At 57.8% G+C, this 24,553-nt stretch carries 24 protein-coding genes; 19 read left to right on the top strand and 5 right to left on the bottom strand.

The features are described from left to right. The 8 genes from DAAHT2_RS09210 to DAAHT2_RS09170 all read left to right on the top strand — a co-directional run bounded on the left by DAAHT2_RS09210 (position 1) and on the right by DAAHT2_RS09170 (position 9,156). Positions 1-1,554, top strand: coding sequence for a stealth family protein (locus DAAHT2_RS09210; RefSeq protein WP_013164022.1), 1,554 nt, complete (start codon positions 1-3; stop codon positions 1,552-1,554). Next, entirely contained in the window at positions 1,544-3,094 is a 1,551-nt protein-coding gene (locus DAAHT2_RS09205) for a hypothetical protein (RefSeq protein WP_013164021.1), read from the top strand. Before DAAHT2_RS09210 ends, DAAHT2_RS09205 begins: the two co-directional genes overlap by 11 nt. Continuing rightward, the gene (locus tag DAAHT2_RS09200) at positions 3,079-4,152 is read left to right on the top strand and encodes a LicD family protein (RefSeq protein WP_157861457.1); all 1,074 of its coding nucleotides are present in this window, start codon (positions 3,079-3,081) and stop codon (positions 4,150-4,152) included. Before DAAHT2_RS09205 ends, DAAHT2_RS09200 begins: the two co-directional genes overlap by 16 nt. A 59-nt stretch (positions 4,153-4,211) precedes the next feature. Then, complete coding sequence (locus DAAHT2_RS14355; protein WP_083774402.1) at positions 4,212-5,030, top strand: LicD family protein; 819 nt, start codon at positions 4,212-4,214, stop codon at positions 5,028-5,030. Next, the gene (locus DAAHT2_RS09185) at positions 5,027-5,824 is read left to right on the top strand and encodes a LicD family protein (RefSeq protein ID WP_041718919.1); all 798 of its coding nucleotides are present in this window, start codon (positions 5,027-5,029) and stop codon (positions 5,822-5,824) included. The genes DAAHT2_RS14355 and DAAHT2_RS09185 overlap by 4 nt, the downstream gene beginning before the upstream one ends. Positions 5,825-5,940: 116 nt before the next feature. After that, entirely contained in the window at positions 5,941-6,879 is a 939-nt protein-coding gene (locus tag DAAHT2_RS09180) for a hypothetical protein (RefSeq protein ID WP_013164017.1), read from the top strand. Next, on the top strand, positions 6,879-7,793 hold the full coding sequence (locus DAAHT2_RS09175; RefSeq protein WP_013164016.1) for an NAD-dependent epimerase/dehydratase family protein: 915 nt from the start codon (positions 6,879-6,881) through the stop codon (positions 7,791-7,793). The genes DAAHT2_RS09180 and DAAHT2_RS09175 overlap by 1 nt, the downstream gene beginning before the upstream one ends. Positions 7,794-7,899: 106 nt before the next feature. Next, on the top strand, positions 7,900-9,156 hold the full coding sequence (locus DAAHT2_RS09170; RefSeq protein ID WP_013164015.1) for an ATP-binding protein: 1,257 nt from the start codon (positions 7,900-7,902) through the stop codon (positions 9,154-9,156). 73 nt (positions 9,157-9,229) lie between these two features. On the opposite strand, the gene DAAHT2_RS09165 is transcribed toward DAAHT2_RS09170, so the two are convergent. Further along, positions 9,230-9,532 carry a type II toxin-antitoxin system RelE/ParE family toxin gene (locus tag DAAHT2_RS09165; RefSeq protein ID WP_013164014.1) on the bottom strand — a complete coding sequence of 101 codons (303 nt, stop codon included), beginning with the start codon at positions 9,530-9,532 and terminating at the stop codon, positions 9,230-9,232. 3 nt (positions 9,533-9,535) lie between these two features. Next, positions 9,536-9,799, bottom strand: coding sequence for a type II toxin-antitoxin system ParD family antitoxin (locus DAAHT2_RS09160; protein ID WP_013164013.1), 264 nt, complete (start codon positions 9,797-9,799; stop codon positions 9,536-9,538). A gap of 176 nt (positions 9,800-9,975) precedes the next feature. Here DAAHT2_RS09160 and DAAHT2_RS09155 point away from each other — a divergent pair, with 176 nt between their 5' ends. From DAAHT2_RS09155 to rfbC, 11 genes are all read left to right on the top strand, one after another. Beyond that, the gene (locus DAAHT2_RS09155; protein WP_083774401.1) at positions 9,976-10,668 is read left to right on the top strand and encodes a type IV toxin-antitoxin system AbiEi family antitoxin domain-containing protein; all 693 of its coding nucleotides are present in this window, start codon (positions 9,976-9,978) and stop codon (positions 10,666-10,668) included. Positions 10,669-10,795: 127 nt separating this feature from the next. After that, on the top strand, positions 10,796-11,758 hold the full coding sequence (locus tag DAAHT2_RS09150) for a transposase (RefSeq protein ID WP_013164011.1): 963 nt from the start codon (positions 10,796-10,798) through the stop codon (positions 11,756-11,758). A gap of 123 nt (positions 11,759-11,881) precedes the next feature. Next, a complete protein-coding gene (locus DAAHT2_RS09145) occupies positions 11,882-13,756 on the top strand; it encodes a polysaccharide biosynthesis protein (protein ID WP_013164010.1) in 1,875 nt (624 codons plus the stop codon). Between the two features lie 37 nt (positions 13,757-13,793). Further along, a complete protein-coding gene (locus tag DAAHT2_RS09140; RefSeq protein ID WP_013164009.1) occupies positions 13,794-14,360 on the top strand; it encodes a sugar transferase in 567 nt (188 codons plus the stop codon). A gap of 171 nt (positions 14,361-14,531) precedes the next feature. Then, positions 14,532-15,593 (top strand): UDP-glucose 4-epimerase GalE, encoded by a 1,062-nt coding sequence (gene galE / locus DAAHT2_RS09135; protein ID WP_013164008.1) that lies wholly within the window; start codon positions 14,532-14,534, stop codon positions 15,591-15,593. After that, positions 15,590-16,903, top strand: a complete 1,314-nt coding sequence (locus DAAHT2_RS09130; RefSeq protein WP_013164007.1) for a UDP-glucose dehydrogenase family protein — start codon at positions 15,590-15,592, stop codon at positions 16,901-16,903. The genes galE and DAAHT2_RS09130 overlap by 4 nt, the downstream gene beginning before the upstream one ends. Positions 16,904-16,920: 17 nt before the next feature. Next, positions 16,921-17,928, top strand: a complete 1,008-nt coding sequence (locus tag DAAHT2_RS09125; RefSeq protein ID WP_013164006.1) for an NAD-dependent epimerase — start codon at positions 16,921-16,923, stop codon at positions 17,926-17,928. 136 nt (positions 17,929-18,064) lie between these two features. Continuing rightward, positions 18,065-19,123, top strand: a complete 1,059-nt coding sequence (gene rfbB, locus DAAHT2_RS09120; RefSeq protein ID WP_013164005.1) for a dTDP-glucose 4,6-dehydratase — start codon at positions 18,065-18,067, stop codon at positions 19,121-19,123. Between the two features lie 105 nt (positions 19,124-19,228). Further along, entirely contained in the window at positions 19,229-20,119 is an 891-nt protein-coding gene (gene rfbD / locus DAAHT2_RS09115; protein ID WP_013164004.1) for a dTDP-4-dehydrorhamnose reductase, read from the top strand. Further along, positions 20,116-21,015 (top strand): glucose-1-phosphate thymidylyltransferase RfbA, encoded by a 900-nt coding sequence (gene rfbA, locus DAAHT2_RS09110; protein ID WP_013164003.1) that lies wholly within the window; start codon positions 20,116-20,118, stop codon positions 21,013-21,015. The genes rfbD and rfbA overlap by 4 nt, the downstream gene beginning before the upstream one ends. A gap of 1 nt (position 21,016) precedes the next feature. Beyond that, positions 21,017-21,562, top strand: coding sequence for a dTDP-4-dehydrorhamnose 3,5-epimerase (gene rfbC, locus DAAHT2_RS09105; RefSeq protein WP_013164002.1), 546 nt, complete (start codon positions 21,017-21,019; stop codon positions 21,560-21,562). A gap of 7 nt (positions 21,563-21,569) precedes the next feature. On the opposite strand, the gene DAAHT2_RS09100 is transcribed toward rfbC, so the two are convergent. From DAAHT2_RS09100 to DAAHT2_RS09090, 3 genes are all read right to left on the bottom strand, one after another. Next, a complete protein-coding gene (locus DAAHT2_RS09100) occupies positions 21,570-22,661 on the bottom strand; it encodes a sensor domain-containing diguanylate cyclase (protein WP_013164001.1) in 1,092 nt (363 codons plus the stop codon). A gap of 59 nt (positions 22,662-22,720) precedes the next feature. Beyond that, on the bottom strand, positions 22,721-23,377 hold the full coding sequence (locus tag DAAHT2_RS09095) for a metallophosphoesterase family protein (RefSeq protein WP_162014302.1): 657 nt from the start codon (positions 23,375-23,377) through the stop codon (positions 22,721-22,723). Between the two features lie 100 nt (positions 23,378-23,477). After that, on the bottom strand, positions 23,478-24,419 hold the full coding sequence (locus DAAHT2_RS09090) for a PEP-CTERM sorting domain-containing protein (protein ID WP_013163999.1): 942 nt from the start codon (positions 24,417-24,419) through the stop codon (positions 23,478-23,480). Positions 24,420-24,553: the final 134 nt, after the last annotated feature.

Here is a 24,553-nt window from a genome sequence, read left to right as displayed (position 1 = left end):
ATGCTCCTTCGTTTGGTCTATTTTTTTATTCAAAAGGTGCTGCAGTTCCTTAATCGAATTCTCCCGGTGCCTCCCACGGCAATACCGGTGTCGAACGTGGTTACCGCCAGTCGCCTGAAAGAGGAAAATGTAAAAGCGCTGTCGACAGTTTTACGCCGGAACGCGGTGAGTTCTTTGTATTGCTTGGAGGACGATTTTAAGCGAACAGACTTTGTTGAGCAGGTTGCTGCCCGTAGTTTGTTGAATGACTTGCCTAATGTGGTGAGGGGCGACCACCTTGCTGTTAGGGTTAAGCTGTTTGTGCGGGGCGGGCAGCGCTCTGTAACGGTAAAGTCGGGTGTTACTGCCTGGTTGCTACGCCTGTTTACCCCGGCCCCATGGGTTGAGGAAATAAATTTTTGCAAGCAGTTCATTGCTGCGGGCAAAAGCCGCCCATACGGTATGCAATATGCTGCCTCCGTACGTTTTGTGATTGAGGAGAACGGCTGGTGGGTGAACCCCTGGTCCGATCGGGATAGCGCTCCGGTTCAAATCGATTGCGAAAAAAACCTGGAACTGCCCACCGTAACCGATATTAACTACCCTATAGATCTTGTTTATACTTGGGTCGATGGCGATGATCCGGCCTGGGCGGAGCGCAAGGATGCCGCACTGCAGGGGCTAGGGTGCGATGTGCCGCGCCGCTCTGCCAATCGTTCCCGCTGGGAGAACAGAAACGAACTGCTTTATTCTTTGCGTTCGGTGGCCTTGTTTGCTCCCTGGATAAGGCATATTTACATTGTTACAGACCGGCAGGTACCGCCTTGGCTGCATGAGGAAGCGTCTGAAAAAATCCGCATCGTCGATCATCGTGAATTGTTTCCGGCAGGGGCCAAGTTGCCTACCTTTAACAGCCATGCCATCGAATCGGTGTTGCACCATATTCCCGATCTGTCCGAAAATTTTATTTATATGAATGATGATTTCTTTTTCGGTGCACCGACCAGGCCGGAAGATTTCTTTACCGTTACCGGGTTGAGTAAGGTTTTTTTCAGTACCAGCTTGTTGCCGGTCGGCAGCCCGGAAAGCCGGGAAAAGGCTTCAGAGTGGGGGGCGATGAATGTCTCCGCCCTGCTTGAAGAGGCGTTGGGACGAGTGGTGCGAAGGAAGATTAAACATACACCACTGCCGATTCGCCGTTCGGTAATGCGGGAAATTGAAGATAGATTTCCCGAGGCTTTTGCCCGGGTCAGGCAGGCACAGTTTCGCAGCAGCCAGGATATTGCGCCACTCACTTCCTTCTACGTAAACTATGCCATTGCCACTGGGGCAGCCGTGAATGTCAACATCACCTACGCCTATTTGGATATTGGCGATCCCCTGGCTAAAAGGCGTATACAATCATTCTTGCGAAGCCGGGGCAGAAAAGTTTTTTGTTTGAATGATACGGAAGAGTATGAGGGGGGGATGTCCTGGGAGGAGAAAGATGGACTGGTGCGGTATTTCTTGAACTCTTTATATCCCTGGCCCTCTCCCTGGGAAAAAACCGTTAAACGGAACCATAATGAATCTTGACGAAATAGAAGCCGGGTTGGCCGAACTGAGTTTAGCTGATGAGGGGCGGAGGTTTACCGTTCGCCAAAAACTGCAGCAATTGGACCGCCGGCTCAAGGGCATGCTGAAAGAGGGTGATGATCCTCGGGTGCTGGTGGCATATGCACGGTGCGCATCGTTGTCGCAGCTGTGGGAAACTGCTGTTGCCCGGTGGTCTAAGGTTCGTGCGAAGCATCCCGATTATCAGGATGTTGCTTCTCTTGAGTTGGCCAGATCTTATTCCTGGCTGGGCAACCACCAGCAAGCCAGGCAGAATTTTAGCCGCTTGAGCAAAGCGTTCATGAAAAAGCGCGAAGCCAGAAAATGTCTGCAAATGATCCAACGGCGTGAGCGGATGTTTGCGGCCAAAGTTCTTACGGAATTGCTTCTTGACGATTACGGGTTTAAAAATGAGGCAACAGCCAGGAGTTTGATGCATGCCACCCTGCTGTTGCGGGGGGTGGGGACTAAGTATGCGGAAAATATTACTTGCTCCATTCTTCGCACCCTGGCGCGAATTGATGGCCGGGATGTGGCTATGGAAGCTAAGCCTGGTTTTAAGGCGTCGTTGAAAGCATGGTTGAGGCCTTTTTTTAGGCGCCAGGTTGATTTATCAGCTCGCCTGGCCAAGGCATCGACGCTCAGTCCGGTGCCGGTTTTTCTTTGTGGCTTGGGCTGGTCCGGCTCGGGCGCGTTGCATGATTATCTGCGGCAATTCCCTGAAGTTGCCACTACTTTTGGCGGCTCTGAGGTGAAAATTTTTGAAGGAAAGGGTGGGGTCAAGGATTTGTTGGCCGCAACCGATTGGCGCCCTGTTTTAAAAGAGTTTGTGTTGCGCAGGGTGTGGGGGTTTGTGGCCGATTCCGGTATTTCCCCTGCCAAGGCATACAACCAATCTTTGGTTAAACATGTACAGAAACGCAAGCTGTTGGCTCTGGCAAAAGCAACCGAGAGGCTTGTTACCAGGGTTATGCATGACAACGGTAACTCATTGGAAGACAACTTGGCGTGCTGGCTGAGAGAAGTTATCGCCCTGGCTGCCCCCGGCGGTTACCGTTATTGTTTATTGAACAACTGGCTGCATGGTCAAAACGCAGCGCTTGCACATTCAATCCCAGGGGCTAAAGTGTTTGTGGTGGTGCGAGACCCCAGAGATCAGTTTGTTGATTACAACAACCAAACAGACCGGAAGAAGAAGTCTGCCAAGGCTTTTGTTAAGGAGATGCAGGCAAAATTGACTGCAGTAATAAGGGCGGCAGAAGATAGCAAGGGTTGGCGGTCCAGTTTGACTTTGCTGCGATTTGAAGACTTTGTTTTAAAGTCTCGCCTACGCCTTGAGTTGGCCGCCGATTTAGGCATTGATGATCCGGCCATGCCTAATAAGCATTTTTTTAACCCCGAGGATTCGAAAAAAAATATTAATATCCACTTGGGTTATTCAAAAAACAACGATCTTGATTATATCATGAAAAATCTCGCGGCCGCCAATGATGCTTTGGGCGGATTATGTTTTCCAAAATGAATCAATGGGGTCTCTTGTTCTCTCGTCTTTGGGCCGCCGTCTGTAACAGGCTGCCGTCGGCCTTTTGGCGCACGGCCCAAGGCAGTTATTGGGAATGGCGCCTGGATGATAATGATGGAAGAGGTAAACTTGTTATTTTCGGAGTTAAGCCGGAGGGAACAAAGCGGGTGGCCTTGCTATTTAATGATCGGCTTTTGGGCCATAATGAATTTGATAAAGACAGTTTCAGGTTCGTTATCAAGAGGGCTAAAGGAAGGATCACTCCCGGAGCAAAATTCAAGATCACTTCAGACGACGGGGTGATTCCCTACTTGGGCAAAAAATTGTTCTGGGAGGTAGAGACACCTTTTGTTCAGCAAGGAGGTAGCAGGAAACTTAATATTGAAAAAGCGCTCAGCAATGGTTGTCTGTTGACCAAAAAAGGAACCTTTCGGTCCCCGGCTTTTGTTCAAAAAAGAAAGAAATCGTATTTAGCCGCTTACCTGGCGGTTAAAGATTGGTTTGATAAAATGTACGGTTACCCGGTGCTGGTTAGTCATGGCACTTTGCTGGGGCTGGTCCGGGAGGGTGACTTGATTCCACATGATGATGACTTCGACTGCCTGTATCTTTCAACCGCAGACAGCGTCGAAAGCGTTTGCCAGGAGAGGCACAATATACTCTGCCGGTTGCTTGCTGATGGCTTTGAGTGTTTTGTTGGCTCAACCGGCCATATAAAAGTGCGATACGGTAAAGTGGAAATCGATTTGATGCCCTCTTGGATTGTCGACGATTCATTAAACATAGCAGGATTTACGGTCATGCCAATCAGTGATGATGAATTGAGACCGTTCAGACTGTTGCCTTTTGCTGGTGGTGCAGTGCAGGCGTTTGCGCGTCCTGAGGCTTTTCTTGAATATCAGTATGGAGAGGGGTGGCGTAATCCTGATCCTGGTTACCGGTCCAGGCCGTCGGCGGACGCATTGCGGAACCGTGCCAAACTTCGGCCTCGAAAAGAAGATGTGGAGCAATTTGGAACCGCTTCCCTGCGTCGAGAAGCTGAACATCGGCATGCCTGAGCATAATGGAGTAAAATCTTGCGAGTCTTCTTTTGGGGCCACGATTTGATGACTGACACATGAAGATGCAAACTGCGGCGCCGAGTCTTTGGGCTGGTGTCGATCTGCTTAATAAACACGGAATTCGTTACTGGCTGGACAGCGGTTCTCTTTTGGGGCTTGTTCGGGATGGTGCCGAAATTCCTTGGGATTCAGACATAGACCTGGGAATATGGGCCGATGACATGGCTCGGCTTATGGAAGCATTGCCCGAGATCAAACGTATTGGTTACGAAGTATCTGTGCGGCATTATCGGGGCATCTTGTATGGTTGTACTATCAAGCAGATCAATGGGAATGACATGAGGCCGATCCATGTTCATGTCTACTTCCGCCATGATGATCTTGCCTGGTCGCCGCAAACGGTGCTTTTTGCTCCCAATGGGCGAGGGGAGCGGGCTAAAGTTGGTTTTTCACCGTGGCCCGCTTTGCGCCGCCTTATTTTATACCTGAGAGAGGAGGCACGGCAACGCAAGGTGGCCGATGCAGCTTTGTTGCACCGGATGTGGCGTTGGGGTGTTTGCTTTCCTTTGTGGGGGGGATTTGTGGTGACTCGTAACCGTTTTGACCGGGAGCACTGGTGTTCTCTTTGGCCTTTTTCGGTTTTGTACGCCATGTATACCTGGGTGGTGCCGGCCCGGCATTTTGATACTTTGGATACGATCAACCATGACGGGGTGGAAATTCCGGTGCCTTCCGAGGTCGAAACTTATCTTCGCCTGCGTTATCATGACTGGCGTCGGCCCGTGCAGGATTGGTGCTACTGGACAGATGATGGTTGTATAAAACCGGCTCCGCCAGAGGAGGTTATTGATTGGACAAAGGTGGAGCGGGTTTGAACAATGATCATGACCCTGCGGGGCTGTATACTGTTATTGAACGTTTGCGGGCGTTGGCCATTCCTTTTTGGCTGGACAGCGGCGTACTGTTGGCGCTGGTGCGCGACGGACAGATCAACCCCCGGGATAAAGACATCGACCTGGGGGTGGAGGCCGCCGGCCTGGATGCTCTGCTGGCGGCCCTGCCGGATCTTGAAAAATTAGGCTATCGGAGCCTGGTGCTGCGCTACCGGGGGCAGGTGTTTTGTGTGGGGCTGGAGCCGATCGGGCGGGTGGCGGATCGACGGTTGACGGTTTCGATTCATGTTTTTCACCGGGTTGGTGAATGGTTGTGGGCGCCGCAGACCCAGCTTTATGTGCCGCCGCCGGCGCCGGATGTTTATCGGGGGCGCCGTTCGCGGCTGGGGCGTTGGCTCTGCCGCCGCTTGGAGCAGCAAATGTATGGCCGCGCCGAGGCACGTTTGGTGCCGGTACCCAAGCGCAACTCTTTGGTGAGTAGGGTGCTGCGTTTTTTTTATTTGCGGCTGGACAAGGGTTGGCTGGCGGAAACCTGGCCCTGGCGGGAAGTTTATGTGCCTCTAACCTGGCAGGTGCCGGCACGGTTGATCTTGCCGCTGGGGGAATTGCAGGTTGCGGGCCGGGTTTACCCTGTGCCCGCGCGACTGGAGGATTACCTGGCTTACCGTTACGGGGAATGGCGCCGGCCGGTTGAAGCCTGGTATTATTGGCACGATGACGGGGCGGTGGTGCATGAAAAGCCCCTGGTGGTCAAAAAAAGGCTGCAAAAGTGCTGAGTGGTGCGGCTGGTCAGCCTAAAAGGCTGGGAATTTTTGTTTCAGGGTATCGCTGGAGCGGCTCCAGCGCGGTCAGTGACTGGCTGGATGGGCACGAGGCGTTAGGAAAACCGCCGATGGCTGCCGGCTCGTTCGAGGAGATTCGGGCCCTGTCCTACGGCGTGCAGGGGCTGCTGCTGGCCAGGGAACAAAAAATTATTTTTGGTGAGCGCTTGGCTCGCTACAGTTTGTGCCCGGACCCTGGCCTGTGGTCCCGGGTGTTTGGTAAGTCTTTGTACCGGGGGTGGGGGGCGGCCTTTGGTTGGCCGGCTTTGCTGGACCGCGTGCTGTTCATGGCGGTACGCCACAAGCTGCGCCCGAAACCCGCCCTGTACCGGCCCCTGCTGCAACAGTACCTGGGGCGCGATTTTGCTGAAGATCGGGAATATCTCGATCTGTTGAGCCGCTTGGTGGCGGCGCTGCGCGCTTGCAGGTATGAAGCCGGCAAAGGTTGCTCGGTTGTCCACGACCCTGCCGTGGCGGCCACCGTTTCCGCTCTTTTTGCCCTGTTCTACGATCGACTGTGCCGGACCGGCGTAATTCCGGTTTTTGACAACGCCTTTGCCGGCATGCAAGCCCGCTATTTTCACCTTCTGCAAACGGCTGTTTTCCAGCGTCAGCTTATTTTTCTGGTTTACCGCGACCCGCGGGATCAGTTTGTCGAGTTGGTGCGGCATAGTGTGAGGACCCGGCCGAGTATGGTGGGGGCGTTTATCCGGCAGTATAAACAAAACATGCAGGACAGCCGGCAACTGCTTGCGGACAGCCGGGGCAAATTTTTACGCTTGCTCTCTTTTGAGGAGTTTGTCTGTCATCAGGCAAAACGAGAAGATTTGCGGCGGGAACTCGACCAGTTTTTTGCCGATGCTGTTTTGCCGGGAGGTTGGCGTGCCGGTTTGTTCCAGGCTGCGCAATCTCGCAAGAATATCGGCATTTGGCGCCAGAGTGGCTTGCGGCGGCAGATGGAGCGGATTATGCGGGAGTTGCCCAATTATTTAAGACCGGAAGCCGATTGATGCTGGCCGTTACCGGTAGCAACGGCTTCATCGGCCAGGCGCTGGTGGCCCGGCTGCGGGCGGCAGGGCGCCATGTACTTGAAGTGTGCCGGCAAATTGAGGATGGGCGCGGGGTGGCGGTGGGCGAGATCGGCCCTGCCACCGACTGGAGTTTGGCCCTGCATGGGGTTGAAACGGTTGTGCACCTGGCCGGCCGGGCCCATGTGCGGGGGGAAAGCGAGAGTGCTGCGGAGGCTGCCTTTATGGCGGTCAATGCCGCCGGCACGGCAAACCTGGCCCGCCAGGCGGCCCTGGCTGGAGTGCGGCGGCTGGTTTATGTAAGTTCCGTCGGGGTGTTGGGTAACAGTAGTGGCGCTCGCCCTTTCACCGCCGATGCCCCACCCAACCCGGTGGGGCCTTACGCCCGTTCCAAGTGGCTGGGGGAGCAGGCGGTGTGGCAGGTGGCGGCGGAATTTACCGGCTTTGAGGTGGTTGTTGTGCGCCCGCCGCTGGTTTACGGCCCCGGTGCGCCGGGCAATTTTGCCCGCCTGGTTTCCCTGGTGCGCCGGGGCATCCCTTTGCCCCTGGCTGCGGTGCGCAATAGCCGCAGTCTGGTGGCCCTGCCTAACCTGGTCGATCTGCTGGTGCGCTGCCTGGATGCCCCCGAGGCGGCGGGGCAAACCTTGCTGGTAAGCGATGACGATGATCTGTCCACCCCGCAGTTGATCCGGGAAATCGCCCAGGCCATGGGCCGCAAGCCCCGCCTGTTCCCGTTTCCGCCGCCACTGCTGCGCCTGGCCGGCCGCCTGCTGGGAAGAAGCACTGAAGTGGAAAGCCTGTGCGGCTCCTTGCAGGTGGATATCAGCCACACCCGGCAAATTCTGGGCTGGTCCCCACCGTTCAGCCGCAGGGGTCCCGCAGGGGTCAAGTCTTGACATGACAGTTGTTGTCTTCCGGATTATAGTTGCATTTATTGTGTTAGCTTTGCTATATTTATTGGCATAAAATTGTTGCTATTACTGTTCTTGGAGTTTTTGTTGTTTGGCTAATATTATAGAAATGCGTTATTATTCAAGAATAATTGACCGCGAATTGCGGCAGCGCCTGTCATCCACCGGTGCTGTGGTTATTGAAGGGCCTAAAGCTTGCGGCAAAACGGCAACAGCCAGGAATTTGGCCGCCAGTGAAGTGCTGCTTGATGTGGATGACAACGCCCGCCGGGCGGTGGCGATTGATCCCCGTTTGGTATTGGCTGGCGATACTCCGCGTCTTATTGATGAGTGGCAGATCGAACCAGCCATCTGGAATCATATCCGGCGCACGGTCGACGAGCGTGGCGCGCCGGGCCAGTTCATTCTTACCGGGTCTGCGGCGCCCACCGATGATATCACCAGGCATACCGGGGCCGGGCGTTTGACTCGGCTGCGGCTGCGCCCCATGACCATGTTCGAGCTTGAGCGAAGCGCCGCAACCGTGTCCCTGGCGGAGTTGATGAATGGCGCTCGTCCGACCTGCCCCGACCCCGGTTCGGACATACCGGAACTGGCGGAGCTGATTGCCGTCGGAGGCTGGCCCGGGCATCTGCGCCTGACCACCAAGCAAGCCCTGCAGGCCAACCGGGACTATTTGGAGGAGATCAGGCGGGTGGACATCGGCCGGGTAGACGGGGTTCGCCGTGATCCCGACAAGGTGGGCCGGTTACTGCGCTCATTGGCCCGCAATACCGGCACCTATGCCTCGGCAACCGGCCTGGCGGAAGATATCGGCGGTGTTACGGTGCAGACCGTCCTAGAGTATCTGGCAAGCCTGGAACGTTTGATGATTGTGGAAGACCAGCCGGCCTGGTCGCCGCATTTGCGATCACGATCCCGGCTCAGGAGCGCCGCCAAACGCCATTTCGTCGATCCGTCCTTGGCGGTCGCGGCATTGCGGGCAACCCCGGAAGGTTTGCTTAAGGATATCAACCTGCTGGGTTTTCTGTTTGAATCAATGGTCGTTCGTGACCTGCGGGTTTACGCCCAGGCCGTCGATGCTGAAGTGTCGCAGTATAGGGACAATACAGGGCTGGAAGTGGATGCTGTGATTCAGTCCGCCGACGGCCGCTGGGGGGCGCTTGAAATAAAACTGGGGGCGGGGATGGCGGATCAGGCCGCCGCCTCGTTGTTGAAATTCGCCAACCGGGTAGATATCGACAAATGCGGCCCCCCATCGCTACTGGCGGTAATAACCGCCACGGGTTACGGCTACCTGCGGGATGACGGCATTATGGTAATCCCCATCGCCGCCCTTAGGCCATAAGAGGGCAGGGGGTCAAGTCTTGACATGACAGCTTGGACGGCAGGGGCAGGGCCGGGCTGGAGATCGTGTTTATTCACTTTATGATGTGCCGGTTTGGATCCTGTCTGCCATGCAAGACGCGGATAATCTCGATTTGTTTGGACCGCACCTGATAAAACACAATGTGACTTTCAACCGGTAAGCTTCGCATTCCTGGTAAAAGCTCAAAGCGTTCAATGCCGATGAGAGGCTGTTCAGTCAGCGCCCAAAACCGTTCTTTTAGATTCTCGAGATATCTTAAGGACTGGCTCGCTCCCCAGTTGCGCAAGCCAAATTGATAAATGTCTTTCAGGTCATTTCGCGCGGCCGGTGAGATGATCAGTCGGTAATCGCTCATAACCTAAAGGTCACCCCGGACGGCATCAAACAGGCGATCCAGACCTTTCTTGGATTCGATTTTGATCCCTTGTCCCCGATCAAGTTGATCCACCCCGATTTGGAGTTGCTCACGCAGGCGGGCGAGTTTGATTTCGTTGATCCACTCCTCGTGGGTTTCCATAAAGCGTAACGCTTCCCGGATAACCTCGCTGGCGTTGTTGTAGAGACCGCTTTCTACCTTGGCTTTAACTCGTGATTCCAGTTCCGGGGTCAATGAGATGTGCATGGCTCTCTCCTTATCGAAAGATTGTGGCCACAGCATAGCACCGCATACAAACATTGTCAATGATTGGTAGGCCCTCGGCGGAGGACGGAGAGGGAGAGGGGTCAAGTCTTGACATGACAGCATAGTGGGACAGGTATTTCGGAAATGTCCCTAAAAAAGCCGCCCCACTGAAGCTTTTGGTTGAAAATGTAAGCTTAGTCGGTTTTTTTCCGATTAAGCTTACATTTTTTGAGGTGTATATGGAGAAAGTGCTTCGTAAACTGGGAAGTATTCCTTTTGGCCATGGGGTCTTATTGTCGTTGCTGCAGGGCTATCGTCGCCCCAACGACAAAATCGCGGACTTGTTGGCTAAAGGGGTGCTGTTGCCGGTTCGCCGGGGGCTTTATGTGCTGGGGCCGGAAGAGCGCACAGAGCCGATCTCTTTACCTTTGGTTGCCAATATTCTGTATGGTCCTTCTTACGTGTCGCTGGAGTACGCCTTGAGCAGGTATGGCCTGATTCCCGAAGGGGTATTCGATGTGACTTCAGTAACCTTGAGGCGCAGCCGAGTGATGACCAACCCTTTGGGGCGCTTTTCATACAAGCATTTGCCGCAGCCGGTATACGGAATCGGTGTTCGGGCCGAACAGGAGGGAAAAGCGGCGTTTTTGTTGGCGTCGCCGGAGAAGGCGCTGTGCGACCTGATTATGCTGACCCGGGGGTTGCCCTATATGTCGGTGGCGGCCATGCGAAGCTGGTTGCTGGAGCATCATCGTATGGATGAGGATATACTGCGGGAGATGGACAGGCAGGTTGTTCTTGATTGTGCCGCAGCGGGGTACAAGGCTCGGTATTTGCGGGTGTTGGCTAAAGCCTTGGAGAGTTTGTAATGGCGACGGTGGTGGAACAGATGCTGGCGCGTTACCCCCGCGATACCGATGCGGCAGGGTAGGAAGGAGGGTAGCGGGTAGGGGTCAAGTCTTGACATGACAGTTGTTGCTGCTGTAGAGTACTGTCATGGCTCGCCCGTTGCGCATCGAATATGAAGGTGCCTGGTATCATGTAATGAACCGGGGCCGTGGACGTTGCGTCACCTTTCCGGCAGATGAGGCTTACCGGGCTTTTCTTGACACCATGGCCGAAGCTGTCGAGCGTTTTAAGCTTGAAGTCCATGCCTACTGTCTAATGCCCAATCACTATCACCTGCTGGTCCGAACCCCTTTGGGGAACCTTTCGCGCATCATGCGCCACATAGATGGTCTTTACACCCAGCGTCACAATCGGCTGTTCAATACCGACGGCTCACTGTTTCGGGGCCGCTACAAGGCCATTCTGGTGGAAGCGGAGGCTTATCTGGTGTCGCTTTCGCGCTACATTCACCGTAATCCCGTGGCCGGAGATACTCCCTTGGTTAAAGAATTGCAGGATTGGCCGTGGTCCAGTTATCCGGTTTACGCCGGGCACCTGGCACCGCCGCCGTGGCTGGTTCTTGACGATATCCTTAATGGTGTTGATATACACGATTTTGCGGCGAGATACCAGTCGATGGTGGCGTCTGGCAAAGAGGATGCGGTAGATGTTTTTCATGCCCGGGAACGCCAAGGGCCGATTTTGGGCGGCGACGCCTTTCGGGCGCGTGTGCTGGCCGAGCGTCGCCGCCCGCCGGAGGTTCCTCTTCGTCAGGCTCAGGCCCGCCCCTTGCAGCACCCAGAGGCGCTGTTGCGGGCGACGGCGGCCTGGTTCGATCTGGAGGTGGAACATATCCTGGCCCGTGGGCATACCGGAGCCACCGAGGCCCGTCCCTTTGCCATGTGGTTGTGCCAACAGGAAGCCGGCTTGACCTTGCGGGAGATTGGGGCACGTTTCGGCAACATTCACTACTCTGCGGTCAGCCAGAATATCCGGCGGCTGAAAAAGCGCTGGGGAGAAGACAGGCTACACCGGCAACAGCAAGCTGTCATGTCAAGACTTGACCCCTAATCACCAGCTTGTTTTACTGCTCTGTTTCCGGTAAGTTGTCGTTAGTATTCCGGTTGGTTTTGATGCTGCTTGTCTACGTCTGCCGCCCTTTGGGCCGGGCAGGTGTTTTGGGGATATTCCATAATGCGAAGATTAAACTTCTGGCTGATTCTGGGGGCGGATATTCTGCTTCTGGTGGCCGCTCATCTGCTGGCTTACGGCATTCGTTTCGATTTCGAGCCGGGGGCGCGGGAGTGGGCCAATATTAAGGCCGTGTTGCCCTGGCTGGTGCCGCTGAAGATCACGGTTTTTGCCTTCTTCGGGCTTTATCGGGGAATGTGGCGCTACACCGGGGTTACCGACCTGCTTAATATTCTTCGGGCCAACTTTGTGACCGGCCTGGTGATTATGGGCGGTATTCTGCTGGCCACCCGGTTTGAGGGGTTTTCCCGCTCGGTGTTCGTGCTGGACACCATCCTGGCTTTCCTGATGATTGCCGGCCTGCGCTTCAGCATTCGTCTTTTTTACCAGGGGTTGCCCCGCTGGCGCGACCTGGTGGTGCCGGGTAATGCCCGGCGGCGCAAGCGGTTGCTGCTGATCGGGGCCGGGGATGCGGCGGAAAAGGTGGTCCGGGAGACCATGGACAACCAGGAGCTGCCCCACCGGGTAGTGGGGTTCCTGGATGATAACCCCGATAAGATCGGGCGCTGGATTCACGGCATTCCCGTTTACGGCCCCATTGCCCGGCTCCGCACCCTGGCGTTGCATGTGAAGGCCGAGGAACTGCTGATTGCCATGCCGTCGGCCGGCCGCGAGGAGATGGAGCAGGTGGTGCGGCTTTGCCGGGAGAGCAAGCTGCCCTTTAAAACCCTGCCCGGCCTGGGCGAGCTGATCAGCGACAAGGTTTCCATTAAATCCATTCGTGATGTTTCCTACAAGGATCTGCTGGGGCGGCCGCCGGTGCGCCTGGAGCAGGAGCGCATCGAAGAGGTACTGCGGGGGCGCACGGTGCTGGTTACCGGGGCCGGCGGCTCCATTGGTTCCGACCTGTGCCGGCAGATTGTCCGCTTCAAACCCGCCCGGTTGGTGATGTTTGACGCCGATGAGGCCAATCTTTACCGTATTGAAATGGAGATTCTGCACGAGAAGGGGTTTGCCGAGTACGCAGTGGTGCTGGGCAAGGTGCAGGACCGGGAGCTGTTGGAGCATATGTTTGCCGAGCATAAGCCGACGGTGGTTTTCCATGCCGCCGCTTACAAGCATGTGCCCCTGGTGGAGCACAACCCCTGGGAAGGGGTTTATAACAACATTTTTGCTTCCAAGCGCCTGATGGAAGTGGCCATGGCGTATGGGGTGGAGCGTTTTATCCTGGTTTCCAGCGACAAGGCGGTGCGGCCCACCAATGTAATGGGCGCCACCAAGCGCCTGGCGGAAATGTTGCTGCAAGCATACTGCCGCGAGTTAACCGCCGGCCCGGAGAAGGTTGCTACCCGTTTCATGGCGGTGCGTTTCGGCAATGTGCTGGGTTCCTCTGGCTCGGTGATCCCCCTGTTCAAACGCCAGATTGAACTGGGCGGGCCGGTGACCGTGACCGACCCGGAGATGACCCGCTACTTCATGTCCATCGAGGAAGCCAGCCAGTTGATTTTGCAGGCCGCCGCCATGGGAGAGGGGGGGGAGATCTTTATCCTGGAGATGGGCACCCCGGTGCGCATCGGCCGGATGGCCCGCGATTTGATCCGGCTGTGCGGCAAAGAGCCGGACAGCGAGATCGAGATTAAACAGATCGGCTTGCGCCCCGGCGAAAAGATGCACGAGGAGTTGATCACCGAAGGCGAGGGGATTGTTAAAACCGAACACGAAAAGATCATGGTGTTGCGGGGCCAGGGCCGCAGTTTTGAGGAGTTGCGCCGCTCGCTGGACAACTTGAAGGAACTGGCCAGTCGCCATGATGCCGTCGGCATCAAAACCGAACTGAAAAAAATAATCCCCGAGTACACCCCTCAAGGTCTGCCGTGAATGAATGCAGAGTGCCGCTGGCGGGGCGGGAGAGGGCATGATTCGTTTACTGGATATGGCACTGGCTTTGGGCGGGCTGCTGGTTGGCCTGCCGTTGCTGCTGCTCCTGCTGCTGCTGGGGTGGTTCGATACGGGCTCCCCGCTTTTCCGGCAGCAGCGCGTGGGGCGCCACCGGCAACCCTTTGTGCTGGTAAAACTGCGCACCATGCGGCCGGACACCGCTTCCGTGGCGTCGCATTTAGCCGATGCCTCGGCGATTACCCCCTATGGCCGCTTTTTACGGCGCCGCAAGCTCGATGAGTTGCCGCAACTGTGGAATGTGCTGAAAGGCGAGATGAGCCTGGTGGGGCCACGTCCCTGCCTGTTCAACCAAACGGAGCTGATCGAGGAGCGGGCGCGGCGGAGGGTGTTCAACGCCCGCCCCGGGATTACCGGCCTGGCCCAGATCCAGGGCATCGACATGTCCACCCCCGAATTGCTGGCCCAAACCGATGCCAAAATGATCGCTTCCCTGGGGCTGGTCGATTATTTTCGCTATATCTTCCTGACCGTTACCGGTAAGGGAAGAGGGGATGCGGCCGGCAGCAATCCCGTTTCCTGGTAAGCGCTCAGCAGCACCGCATCTTCGGGCGATCAGCCAGGCTTACGTACAGGAGTACGCTGCGCCTGGCTGCTTGCCCGAACCTGCGGCACTGCTGAACGCTTACGTTGCATGAGTAGGCGTAATCGTATACCTGGGATAAGGTTTGTACAGTGTGGAGGACGGAGTAACATTATGAAAACGTATTTGCTTACCGGGGGCGCGGGCTATATCGGCAGCCATACCGCGCTGGCGCTGCTGGAAGCCGGCCACCGGGTGGTGGTGTTCGATAACCTGGTCAACAGTTCCGCCGAGGCCTTGCGCCGCGTTGAGCGGTTGACGGGGCAAGCGGTAACCCTGTTTGAGGGAGACATGCGGGACCCGGCGGCCCTGCGCACGGTTTTTGCCCAACACCAGCCCGATGCGGTGATTCATTTTGCCGGGCTTAAGGCGGTGGGCGAGAGCGTGCGCCTGCCCTTGGACTACTATGAGAATAATGTTACCGGCACTTTGAACCTCTGCCGGGCCATGGTGGCGGCCGGGGTGTTTACCTTGGTGTTCAGCTCTTCGGCCACGGTTTATGGCACGGCCAACGACTCGCCGCTGAAAGAGGAGATGAACACCGGGGTGGGTTTGACCAACCCCTATGGCCGCTCCAAATGGATGATCGAGCAGCTTCTGCAGGATGCGGCGGCGGCCGATGAACGCTGGCGCATCGCGCTGCTGCGTTATTTCAACCCGGTGGGGGCCCATGAAAGCGGCCTGATTGGTGAAGACCCCCGGGGCGAGCCGAACAACCTGATGCCCTATATCGCCCAGGTGGCGGTGGGGCGGCGCCGGCGGCTGGGTGTTTTCGGCAACGACTACCCCACCCCGGACGGCACCGGCGTGCGGGACTACATTCACGTCGTCGACCTGGCCCTGGGGCACGTTCAGGCTTTGCAGGCCTTGGACAGCTTCAGCGGTTGTCAGGTCTGGAACCTTGGTACCGGCAAGGGCTACAGCGTGCTGGAGATGGTGCAGGCCTTTGCAAAGGCCTGCGGGGCCGCCGTTCCCTATGAAATACTACCCCGTCGTCCTGGCGACCTGGCCGTCTGCTTTGCCGACCCGGCCAAGGCACAAGCGGAGCTTAACTGGCGAGCCGAGCGCAGCCTGAACGATATGGTAACCGACGCCTGGCGCTGGCAATCTCAAAATCCCGAGGGCTACGATACCGCCCTTGGTTCCCGGTCGTTTGATAACAAGGAGAAAAAATGAATATTGCGGTGGTTGGTACCGGTTATGTGGGCCTGGTCAGCGGCGCTTGTCTGGCTGAGTTTGGGCACCGGGTGGTTTGCATGGACAAGGCGGCGGAGCGAATTGAAGAGCTGCGCCGCGGGGGAATTCCCATTTATGAGCCCGGCCTGGATGAACTGGTGGCCAAAAATGTGCGAGAGGGGCGGCTTTCCTTTACCACCGACCTGGCCGAAGCCATGGATGGGGCCCGGGCGGTCTTTATTGCCGTGGGTACGCCCAGCCAGCGCCGGGGCAACGGCTATGCCGACCTGACCTATATTTACCAGGCGGCCGCTGAAATTGCCGGGCTGCTGGGCAACGAGTATACCGTGATCATCGATAAGAGCACGGTGCCGGTGGGAACCGGGCGGCAGGTGCGGCGGATCATTGCCGAGGCCAATCCCCGGGCCGACTTCGACGTTGCCTCCAACCCGGAGTTTCTGCGGGAAGGGGCGGCGATTACCGATTTCATGCGCCCCGACCGGGTGGTGATCGGGGTGGACAATGAACGGGCCGCCGAGGTGCTGCAGGAGATTTACAATCCGCTCTATCTTAACGCCACCCCCTTTGTGGTTACCTCCATTGAAACCGCCGAGTTGAGCAAGTACGCCGCCAACGCCTTCCTGGCCATGAAGATCAGCTTTATCAACGAGATGGCCAACCTCTGCGAGGCGGTGGGGGCCGATGTAAAGCCTTTGGCCCGGGCGATAGGGCTGGATGGCCGCATCGGCGGCAAGTTTCTTCATCCCGGCCCCGGCTACGGCGGTTCCTGTTTCCCCAAAGATACCCTGGCTCTGCTGCGCATCGCCCAGGAACATGGCAGCTCCAGCCGCCTGGTGGAGGCGGCGGTGGAGGTGAACGCGGCCCAGAAGGGCAGAATGATCAAGAAGATCCGCGACGCCCTGGGCGGCAGCGAGGCCGGTAAAACCATCGGCGTGCTGGGCCTTACCTTCAAGCCGGAAACCGACGACATGCGGGAAGCGCCGTCGCTGACCATTTTGCCGGCCCTGCTGGAAAAAGGGGCCACCGTGCAGGTCCATGACCCCCAGGGCATGAAAGAGGCCGCCGCCATAATGCCCGCTTGCCGCTACGTGGAAAACGCCTATGAAGCGGCGGCGGGCGCCGACGCCCTGGTGCTGCTCACCGAGTGGAACCAGTACCGCGCCCTCGATCTGCAACGTTTGCGGGAAAGCATGAAGACCCCGCTGTTCATCGACCTGCGCAATGTCTACGAGCCGGAAAAAATGACCGACGCCGGTTTCACCTATGTCGGGGTCGGTCGCCTGAAATGAAATAAGGAGAAGCCGCAATGAAAGTACTGATCACCGGCGCCGCCGGCTTCATCGGTTCCGCCCTGGCCCTGCGGTTGCTGGCCCGCGGGGATGAAGTGGTGGGGATCGACAACCACAACGACTACTACGACCCGTCGCTCAAGGAGGCCCGGCTGGCCCGCCATGCCGATCATCCCGGCTACACCCATTGCCGCATCGACCTGGCCGATAAGGCGGCGGTGCAAGAGGTTTTCGCCGTTCATCGGCCCCGGCGGGTGGTGAACCTGGCAGCCCAGGCGGGGGTACGCTATTCCATTGAAAACCCGCTTTCCTACATCGAGAGCAACATCGTCGGTTTTGCCCATATTCTGGAAAATTGCCGGCACCACGAGATCGAGCACCTGGTCTACGCCTCCTCCAGCTCGGTTTACGGGGCCAACACCGCCATGCCCTTTTCCGTGCACCACAACGTTGATCATCCCTTGTCGGTCTATGCCGCCAGCAAGAAGTCCAACGAGCTGATGGCCCATACCTACAGCCATCTCTTTGGCCTGCCCACCACCGGCCTGCGCTTTTTCACCGTGTACGGCCCCTGGGACCGGCCGGACATGGCCCTGGCCAAGTTCACCCGGGCGATCATGGCCGACGAGCCCATCAAGATCTTCAACTACGGCAAGCACCGGCGGGACTTCACCTTCATCGACGACATCATCGAAGGGGTGGTACGGGTGCTCGACAAGCCGGCAACCCCCAACCCCGAGTGGTCCGGCAACAACCCCGATCCCGGCAGCAGCACCGCGCCCTGGCGGGTATACAACATAGGCAACAACCGCCAGGTAGAGCTAATGGAGTACGTCGAAACCCTGGAAAAGGCCCTGGGCAAGACGGCCCAAAAAGAAATGCTCCCCCTGCAGCCCGGCGACGTACCGGACACCTTTGCCGATGTAACCGACCTGGCCCGCGACTTCAACTACCAGCCCAACACCACGGTGCAAGAGGGCATCGGCCGTTTCGCCGCCTGGTATCGCGAATATTACGGGGTGTGATCGGGGTGGAGGGTAGGGGTCAAGTCTTGACATGACAGTCTGCCTTAAGACTGTCATGTCAAGACTTGACCCCTAAAGACCCCCTTGACCCCTAAAACCGCCCCTAAAACCCCTAAAAAAGAAAGAGGGTGGGATTATGATTGTGGTTACCGGTGGTGCCGGTTTTATTGGCGCCAATTTTATTATTGACTGGCTGGCCGCCGAAGATGAGCCGGTGGTTAACCTGGACAAGCTCACCTACGCCGGTAACCCGGAAAACCTGGCCGGGGTGGTGAGCGACCCCCGCTACCATTTTGCCCGCGGCGATATCGGCGATGCCGAGCTGGTGGGGCGGTTGCTGGCGGAACACCGGCCCCGGGCGGTGATCAACTTTGCCGCCGAATCCCATGTGGACCGCTCTATTCATGGCCCGGCGGATTTTATTAACACCAATGTCACCGGCACCTACCAGTTGCTGGAGGCGGTGCGAAGCTGGTGGGCCCAACAGCCGGCGCCGGCCCGGGATTCCTTCCGTTTCCTGCACATCTCCACCGACGAGGTGTACGGTTCGCTGGAGCCAAACGAGCCGCCGTTCACCGAAGAGCATCCCTGCCGGCCCAACAGCCCCTATTCCGCCAGCAAGGCGGCCAGCGATCACCTGGTGCGGGCCTGGCACCACACCTACGGTCTGCCGGTGCTCACCACCAACTGTTCCAATAATTACGGGCCCTGCCAGTTCCCCGAAAAGCTGATTCCGCTGATCATTCATAACGCCCTGGCCGGCAAGCCGCTGCCGGTGTATGGCGATGGCCGCCAGGTGCGCGACTGGCTCTATGTGTCGGACCACTGCCAGGCCATCCGCCGGGTGCTGGCGGCCGGCCGGGTGGGGGAGATTTACAATGTGGGCGGCAACTGCGAGCTGACCAACCTGGAGGTGGTGCGGCAGGTCTGCGCCATCCTCGATGAACTCCGGCCCCGGCCGGACGGCCGGCCCTTCGCCGAGCAGATTACCCATGTGACCGACCGGCCGGGCCATGATCGCCGCTACGCCATCGACACCGGCAAGATCGCACGCGAACTGGGCTGGCAGCCGGCGGAAAGCTTTGCCGGCGGCCTGCGCAAAACAGTCCAGTGGTACCTGGAGAATCAGCAGTGGGTGGCCAATGTTACCAGCGGCGCCTATCGCGACTGGGTGGCCCGGCATTATCAGGATTGAGAGCGGTTGGGTTTAGGGGTTAAGGGTTAGGGTTTAGGGGGGTAGAATTAAGGTTTTCTCCCCGTGACACGACCCCTTGTGGCAAATTGGTAAGAGGAGTTGTTCATGACCAGGCCATTGATCATCTTTGGGGCCGAAGGGCAGGTGGGGTGGGAGCTGCAGCGCAGCCTGGTCCTGCTGGGGCCGTTGCTGCCGCTGGGCCGAGGCCAGGTGGATCTGGCCGATCCGGCGGCGGTACGGGCGGCGATTCGGGATATTGACCCGTCCGCCATCATCAATGCCGGGGCCTTTACCGCAGTGGATCTGGCCGAGAGCGAGGAAGCAACGGCCCGGGCGGTTAACGAGGTCGCCCCGGCCACCATGGCGGCCGAGACCAGGGCGCTGGGGATTCCCCTGGTCCATTTTTCCACCGATTACGTTTATGATGGCGACCAAGATGGGCCATACCTGGAGACCGATCCGCCCAATCCCCGTTCCGTGTATGGTCGCAGCAAACTGGCCGGTGATGAGGCCATTGCTGCCTCCGGCGCGGACTATTTAATTTTGCGCACCTCCTGGGTTTTTGCTGCCCGGGGGCAAAATTTTTTGCAAACCATTTTGCGCCTGGCGGCGGAAAGGAGTAGTTTAACGGTGGTGGCCGACCAGTTTGGCGCCCCCACCGCGGCGGAACTGCTGGCCGATGTAACGGCCCGAGCTCTGCCGGCGCTGCAGGCCGGCACGGCGTCGGGCGGAATCTATCACTGCACGGCGGCGGGAGAGACCAGTTGGTACGATTATGCCCGCTTTATCGTGGGCGAGGCCGGTAAGCTGGGGGCGTCGTTGCAGCTTGGCCCGGAGCAGATCAAACCCATCAGCACCGCCGAATATCCCCGCCCGGCGGCCCGGCCCGCCAACTCCCGGCTGGACTGCCGCCGCCTGGAGCAAGCTTTTGGCTTGACGCTGCCCCCCTGGCAGTTCCACGTTAAACGTGCCTTAAAGGAGTTGCTGGCGCCATGACGACACCCCAAAATCCACCCCGGAAGGGGATTATCCTGGCCGGCGGGGCCGGCACCCGGCTGCATCCCGCCACCCTGGCGGTTTCCAAGCAACTGCTGCCGGTTTTCGACAAGCCGATGATCTACTACCCCCTGACCCTGCTGATGCTGGCCGGCCTCCGGGAAATCCTGGTCATCTCCACCCCCCAGGATACCCCCCGTTTTCAACAGTTGCTGGGCGACGGCCGCCAGTGGGGCCTGGAGCTTAGCTACGCGGTGCAACCCAGCCCGGACGGGCTGGCCCAGGCCTTTATCATCGGCGAGGAGTTCCTGGCCGGGCAGTCCGCCGCCCTGGTGCTGGGCGACAACATCTTCTTCGGGCACGATCTGCAGCTGTTGCTGAAAAGTGCCATGGGGCAGCAGGATGGGGCCACCATTTTCGTCTACCACGTCAATGATCCCCAGCGTTACGGGGTGGCGGAGTTCGACCAGGAGGGCCGGGTGCTCTCCCTGGAGGAAAAACCGGCCCGGCCCAAGTCCCGTTACGCGGTTACCGGCCTTTACTTTTACGACCATCAGGTGGTGGAGCTGGCTAAAAGCCTGCGGCCGTCGGCCCGGGGGGAGTTGGAGATTACCGACCTGAACCGGCTCTACCTGGAGCAGGGCCGGTTGGCGGTGGAGATCATGGGCCGGGGTTATGCCTGGCTGGATACCGGTACCCACGACTCGCTGCTGGAGGCCGGGCATTATATCGCCACCCTGGAGCGGCGACAGGGGCTGAAGGTGGCCTGCCCGGAAGAGGTGGCCTGGCGCCGGGGCTGGATCAACGATGAACAGCTTGCGGCCCTGGCCCAGCCCATGGCCAAAAACGGTTATGGCCGCTACCTGCTGGATCTGCTGCAGCAGGAGGTTTTTTAACATGCAGGTCCGGCGGCTGGCGATACCCGAGGTGATGTTGCTGGAACCGAAGGTGTTCGGCGATGAACGCGGTTTTTTCTATGAAAGCTTCAACCGGCGGGTGTTTGAACAGGCCACCGGGGTAAGCGGTGAGTTTGTGCAGGATAACCACTCCCGTTCCCGCCGGGGGGTGTTGCGAGGCCTGCATTACCAGTTGCCGCCCAAGGCCCAGGGCAAGCTGGTACGGGTGGTGCAGGGCGAGGTGTTCGACGTGGCGGTGGATCTCCGCCGCGCTTCCCCCACTTGCGGGCAGTGGGTGGGGGTGCATCTGTCGGCGGCCAACAAGCACCAGCTCTGGATTCCCCCCGGCTTTGCGCACGGCTTTGTCACCCTGTCGGAAACCGCCGAATTTCTGTACAAGACCACCGACTACTACGCCCCGGAATACGAACGCTGCATCATCTGGAACGATCCCGACCTGGCCATCTCCTGGCCCCTCCCCGACCCGCCCCAACTGGCCGCCAAAGACCAACAGGGCCAGCCCTTCCGCCAGGCAGAGCTTTTCTAGCTTCGGGCTAGATGGCGACCGTCCGGTTGCGCCCGGCGCTTTTACCCTTGTACAGCCTTTGGTCCGCCACCGAAAAAAGCTGGTCGAGGCTGTTGCTGTCGGCGGGAAAAGAGGAAAGCCCAACCGTAACCGTCATTTTTTCCAGTTGAGTCTTGCCGGGCGGCGTTATCCCCTTCTTTTCCACTTCCAGGCGAAGTTTTTCCCCCAGGTTAAAGGCGGCATTGGCGGCGGTGTTTGGCAGCAGTACCGCAAATTCCTCTCCGCCGTAGCGGGCCAGGACATCGCTCTGCCGAATTTTAAATTTCAAGGTGGTGGCCATATCGCGCAGTACCTGATCGCCGTAAAGATGACCGTAGTTATCGTTAATCTGCTTAAAATGATCGATGTCCAGCAGCATCAAAGAGAAAGCAGCGTTGCTCCGCAAGTTTTTGCATAACTCTTTGTGCGCGTAGTCAAAGAGAAAACGGCGATTGTAGATCCCGGTTAGCTCATCGTGCATCGCCTCTTGCTGGGCCTTCTCCAGTAGACGGGTCCGCTCCAGGGCAAGAGCCATGTTCTGGGCCAGTGAAAACAGGAACAGCTCGTCCTTGTGGTCGAAACAACGGCCATTTTTTTTGTGGATATTTAACAGTCCAAAAACCTGTCCGGTGGCGCCGAGCAGCGGCAGCGAAAGCAGCGAACTGACATCGGGCAGCTTCTTCTTGTATAGAATGAAACGTATGTCGTCTTTATCGATATTCTGAACCAGCAGTGGCTTGCCATTCTTGATAACCGAGGCGAACAGGCCAGTGCCGGCACGAAAAGTCAGCTCATCAGCGATTTCCATCAGTTGTTCATCGGCGGCCCACATCTCAAAAGAGCCGTTCTCCTCATTCTGGAGGAGAAGGTAGAACTCCTCGATTTCGAGGGTTTTTTTCAGCAGAGCAACAATGTTGGCCAGCAGCGCACTGACTTTCATGGCCATGCAGCATGCTTTGCTGGCGGAATAGAGATGGTAGAGTTTAAGCAGCCGGTCCTGCAGGTTTTCACTTTCTTGCCGAGTGGAGAGAAAAAGAGTGTCATCAATTCCCATCAGCGGGCTTGTCGCCGGTTCATTCATTGCCAATCCCCCCTCTTTTTTTATTTCCTTTCCAGTTCGCGGTGAAGCAGGTCAATACGCTATACGCTGATGATCTGTTCTTCCGGCAGTACCACGCACGATAGGCGACCGCCATAAACCGCGCCGGTGTCGATCCCGATCCGGTTGCGGGTAATATGGGCCGTCTTGAATGGGGTGTGGCCGAAGATCACCGGTTTGCCGAAATCGTGGTCGGTCTCTAAAAACTCCTGCCGGGCCCAGAGCAGCCAGTGTCGTGACTGCTGGCTGATGTGTACCCCTGGCTGCAGGCCGGCATGAACGAAGATACCGTGCTCGTTTTCATAGCTGCAGGGTAACGCGGCCAGCCAGTCCCGGTGCTCGGGGGGCAGCCAGGAGTCGTCTTCGGGGGCGCTGTCGCCATGGCCGCCCAGATAACTGTTGATGGTGGCCTGGCCGCCGTTGGCCAGAAAAATCTCCCGGTTGCGGCCGGCCAGGTAATCCAGCAGCATCTGCTCGTGGTTGCCGCGTAAAACCAGGAAATGCCTGTAAAGACGCTGCTGCCGGCGCAGCAGCTCCACGGTGCCCAAGGAGTCCGGCCCCCGGTTGATGAAATCACCCAGCACCACCACGGTGTCCCGCTCCCGTTGGGGCTTGATCAGTGCCAGCAAACGCTCCAGCATTTCCCGGCAACCGTGGATATCGCCGATGGCATAGGTATGACGCATTTCAGGTGTCAAAACAGGTTTCTGGCGGCTGGTTTTCCCTGAAAAAAAGGCAGTGGGCCGAAACCGACACCCACTGCCTTTTTTGTTTTGAGCAGTACGTTTCGACGAAAGATCAGCTATGCAGCTGATTGCGCCTCCTGACCGCCGCCAGTCCTGCCAAGCCGGCGCCGAACAGTAGCATGGTGCCTGGCTCGGAAACCGGAGAAGGAGGATCGGGCAAGTCGACAGTGTCAAGCGTACCGCCCATCACGTATGAGTAGTTCAAAACAACGGAGCTGCCGGCCAGCATGCTACCGATGTTGAAGGCCAAGCCAATAACATAGTCACCGTCGCCGTCATCGGTGCCGGCCAGGTAAAAATTGGGATCGGTGGTCCACCAGCTGGAGATGCCGGTATTGTGGGTGATGGAGGAGTTGGAATACAGCCCCAGGGTCAGGCCGGTGTAGGCACCCTGTGAATTGACGAAATCCTCCGGCGCCACCCCGGTGGCCCCGCGGCTGTTGATGGTGTCGTAAGTGCCGTACGTCCTAACGTCGGGGTCGGGATCAATGGCCCGCAAGAAACGGACCTCGGTTAAATCGACCAGGGCGCCAATGGTGGTCAGGATGTCGATCCTCTCGTAATCATCGTTGAACATGTACTCATGCTCAATGGTGAAATAGCCCGAGTACAGGCCAGCCCAAGTCACATGGTTGTCGTAAGTGAGTCCGGAAAGATCGGTTGGCCCGGCAGTGGTGGCGATATTGTTGGGCCAGCCGTTGTTGTTGTTGCCTTTGGTGCCGGTTTCATTGGTGGTTACCCCGAACCATTCCCAAGGGTCGCCCGGGGTCAGGTAATCTTCGACGCCCCAGGTGCGGGTGCCGGTTGGGTCGTGCTGCAGGCCGGGTGAAGTAATGCCGCCATAACCCAGGGTACCATCGTTGCTGATCGCCGTTCTAACGTAGTCGCCCTCCATGATGATCGAAGCAGCGTCAGCGTTGCTATTGGCTACCAGTCCTGCCATCATGACAGTAGCCGCCAACTGCAGTGCCAGATACTTTTTCTTCCCTTTCATGACTTTCTCTCCTCCATGGGGTGAGCCTGCGGGCTGAGCCTTCCCGATTCTTTTGCCAACGCCGATCGGCGCCAACGTGGGAACAACTAACTAACCATCGCTCACTGCAAAAATAATGCCTGTTGCTTGCCGCG

This window comes from Desulfurivibrio alkaliphilus AHT 2, assembly GCF_000092205.1.
Taxonomy (GTDB): domain Bacteria; phylum Desulfobacterota; class Desulfobulbia; order Desulfobulbales; family Desulfurivibrionaceae; genus Desulfurivibrio; species Desulfurivibrio alkaliphilus.
The sequence above is the reverse complement of the archived record's forward strand: the minus strand, read 5'-3'. Positions and strand labels throughout refer to the sequence as shown.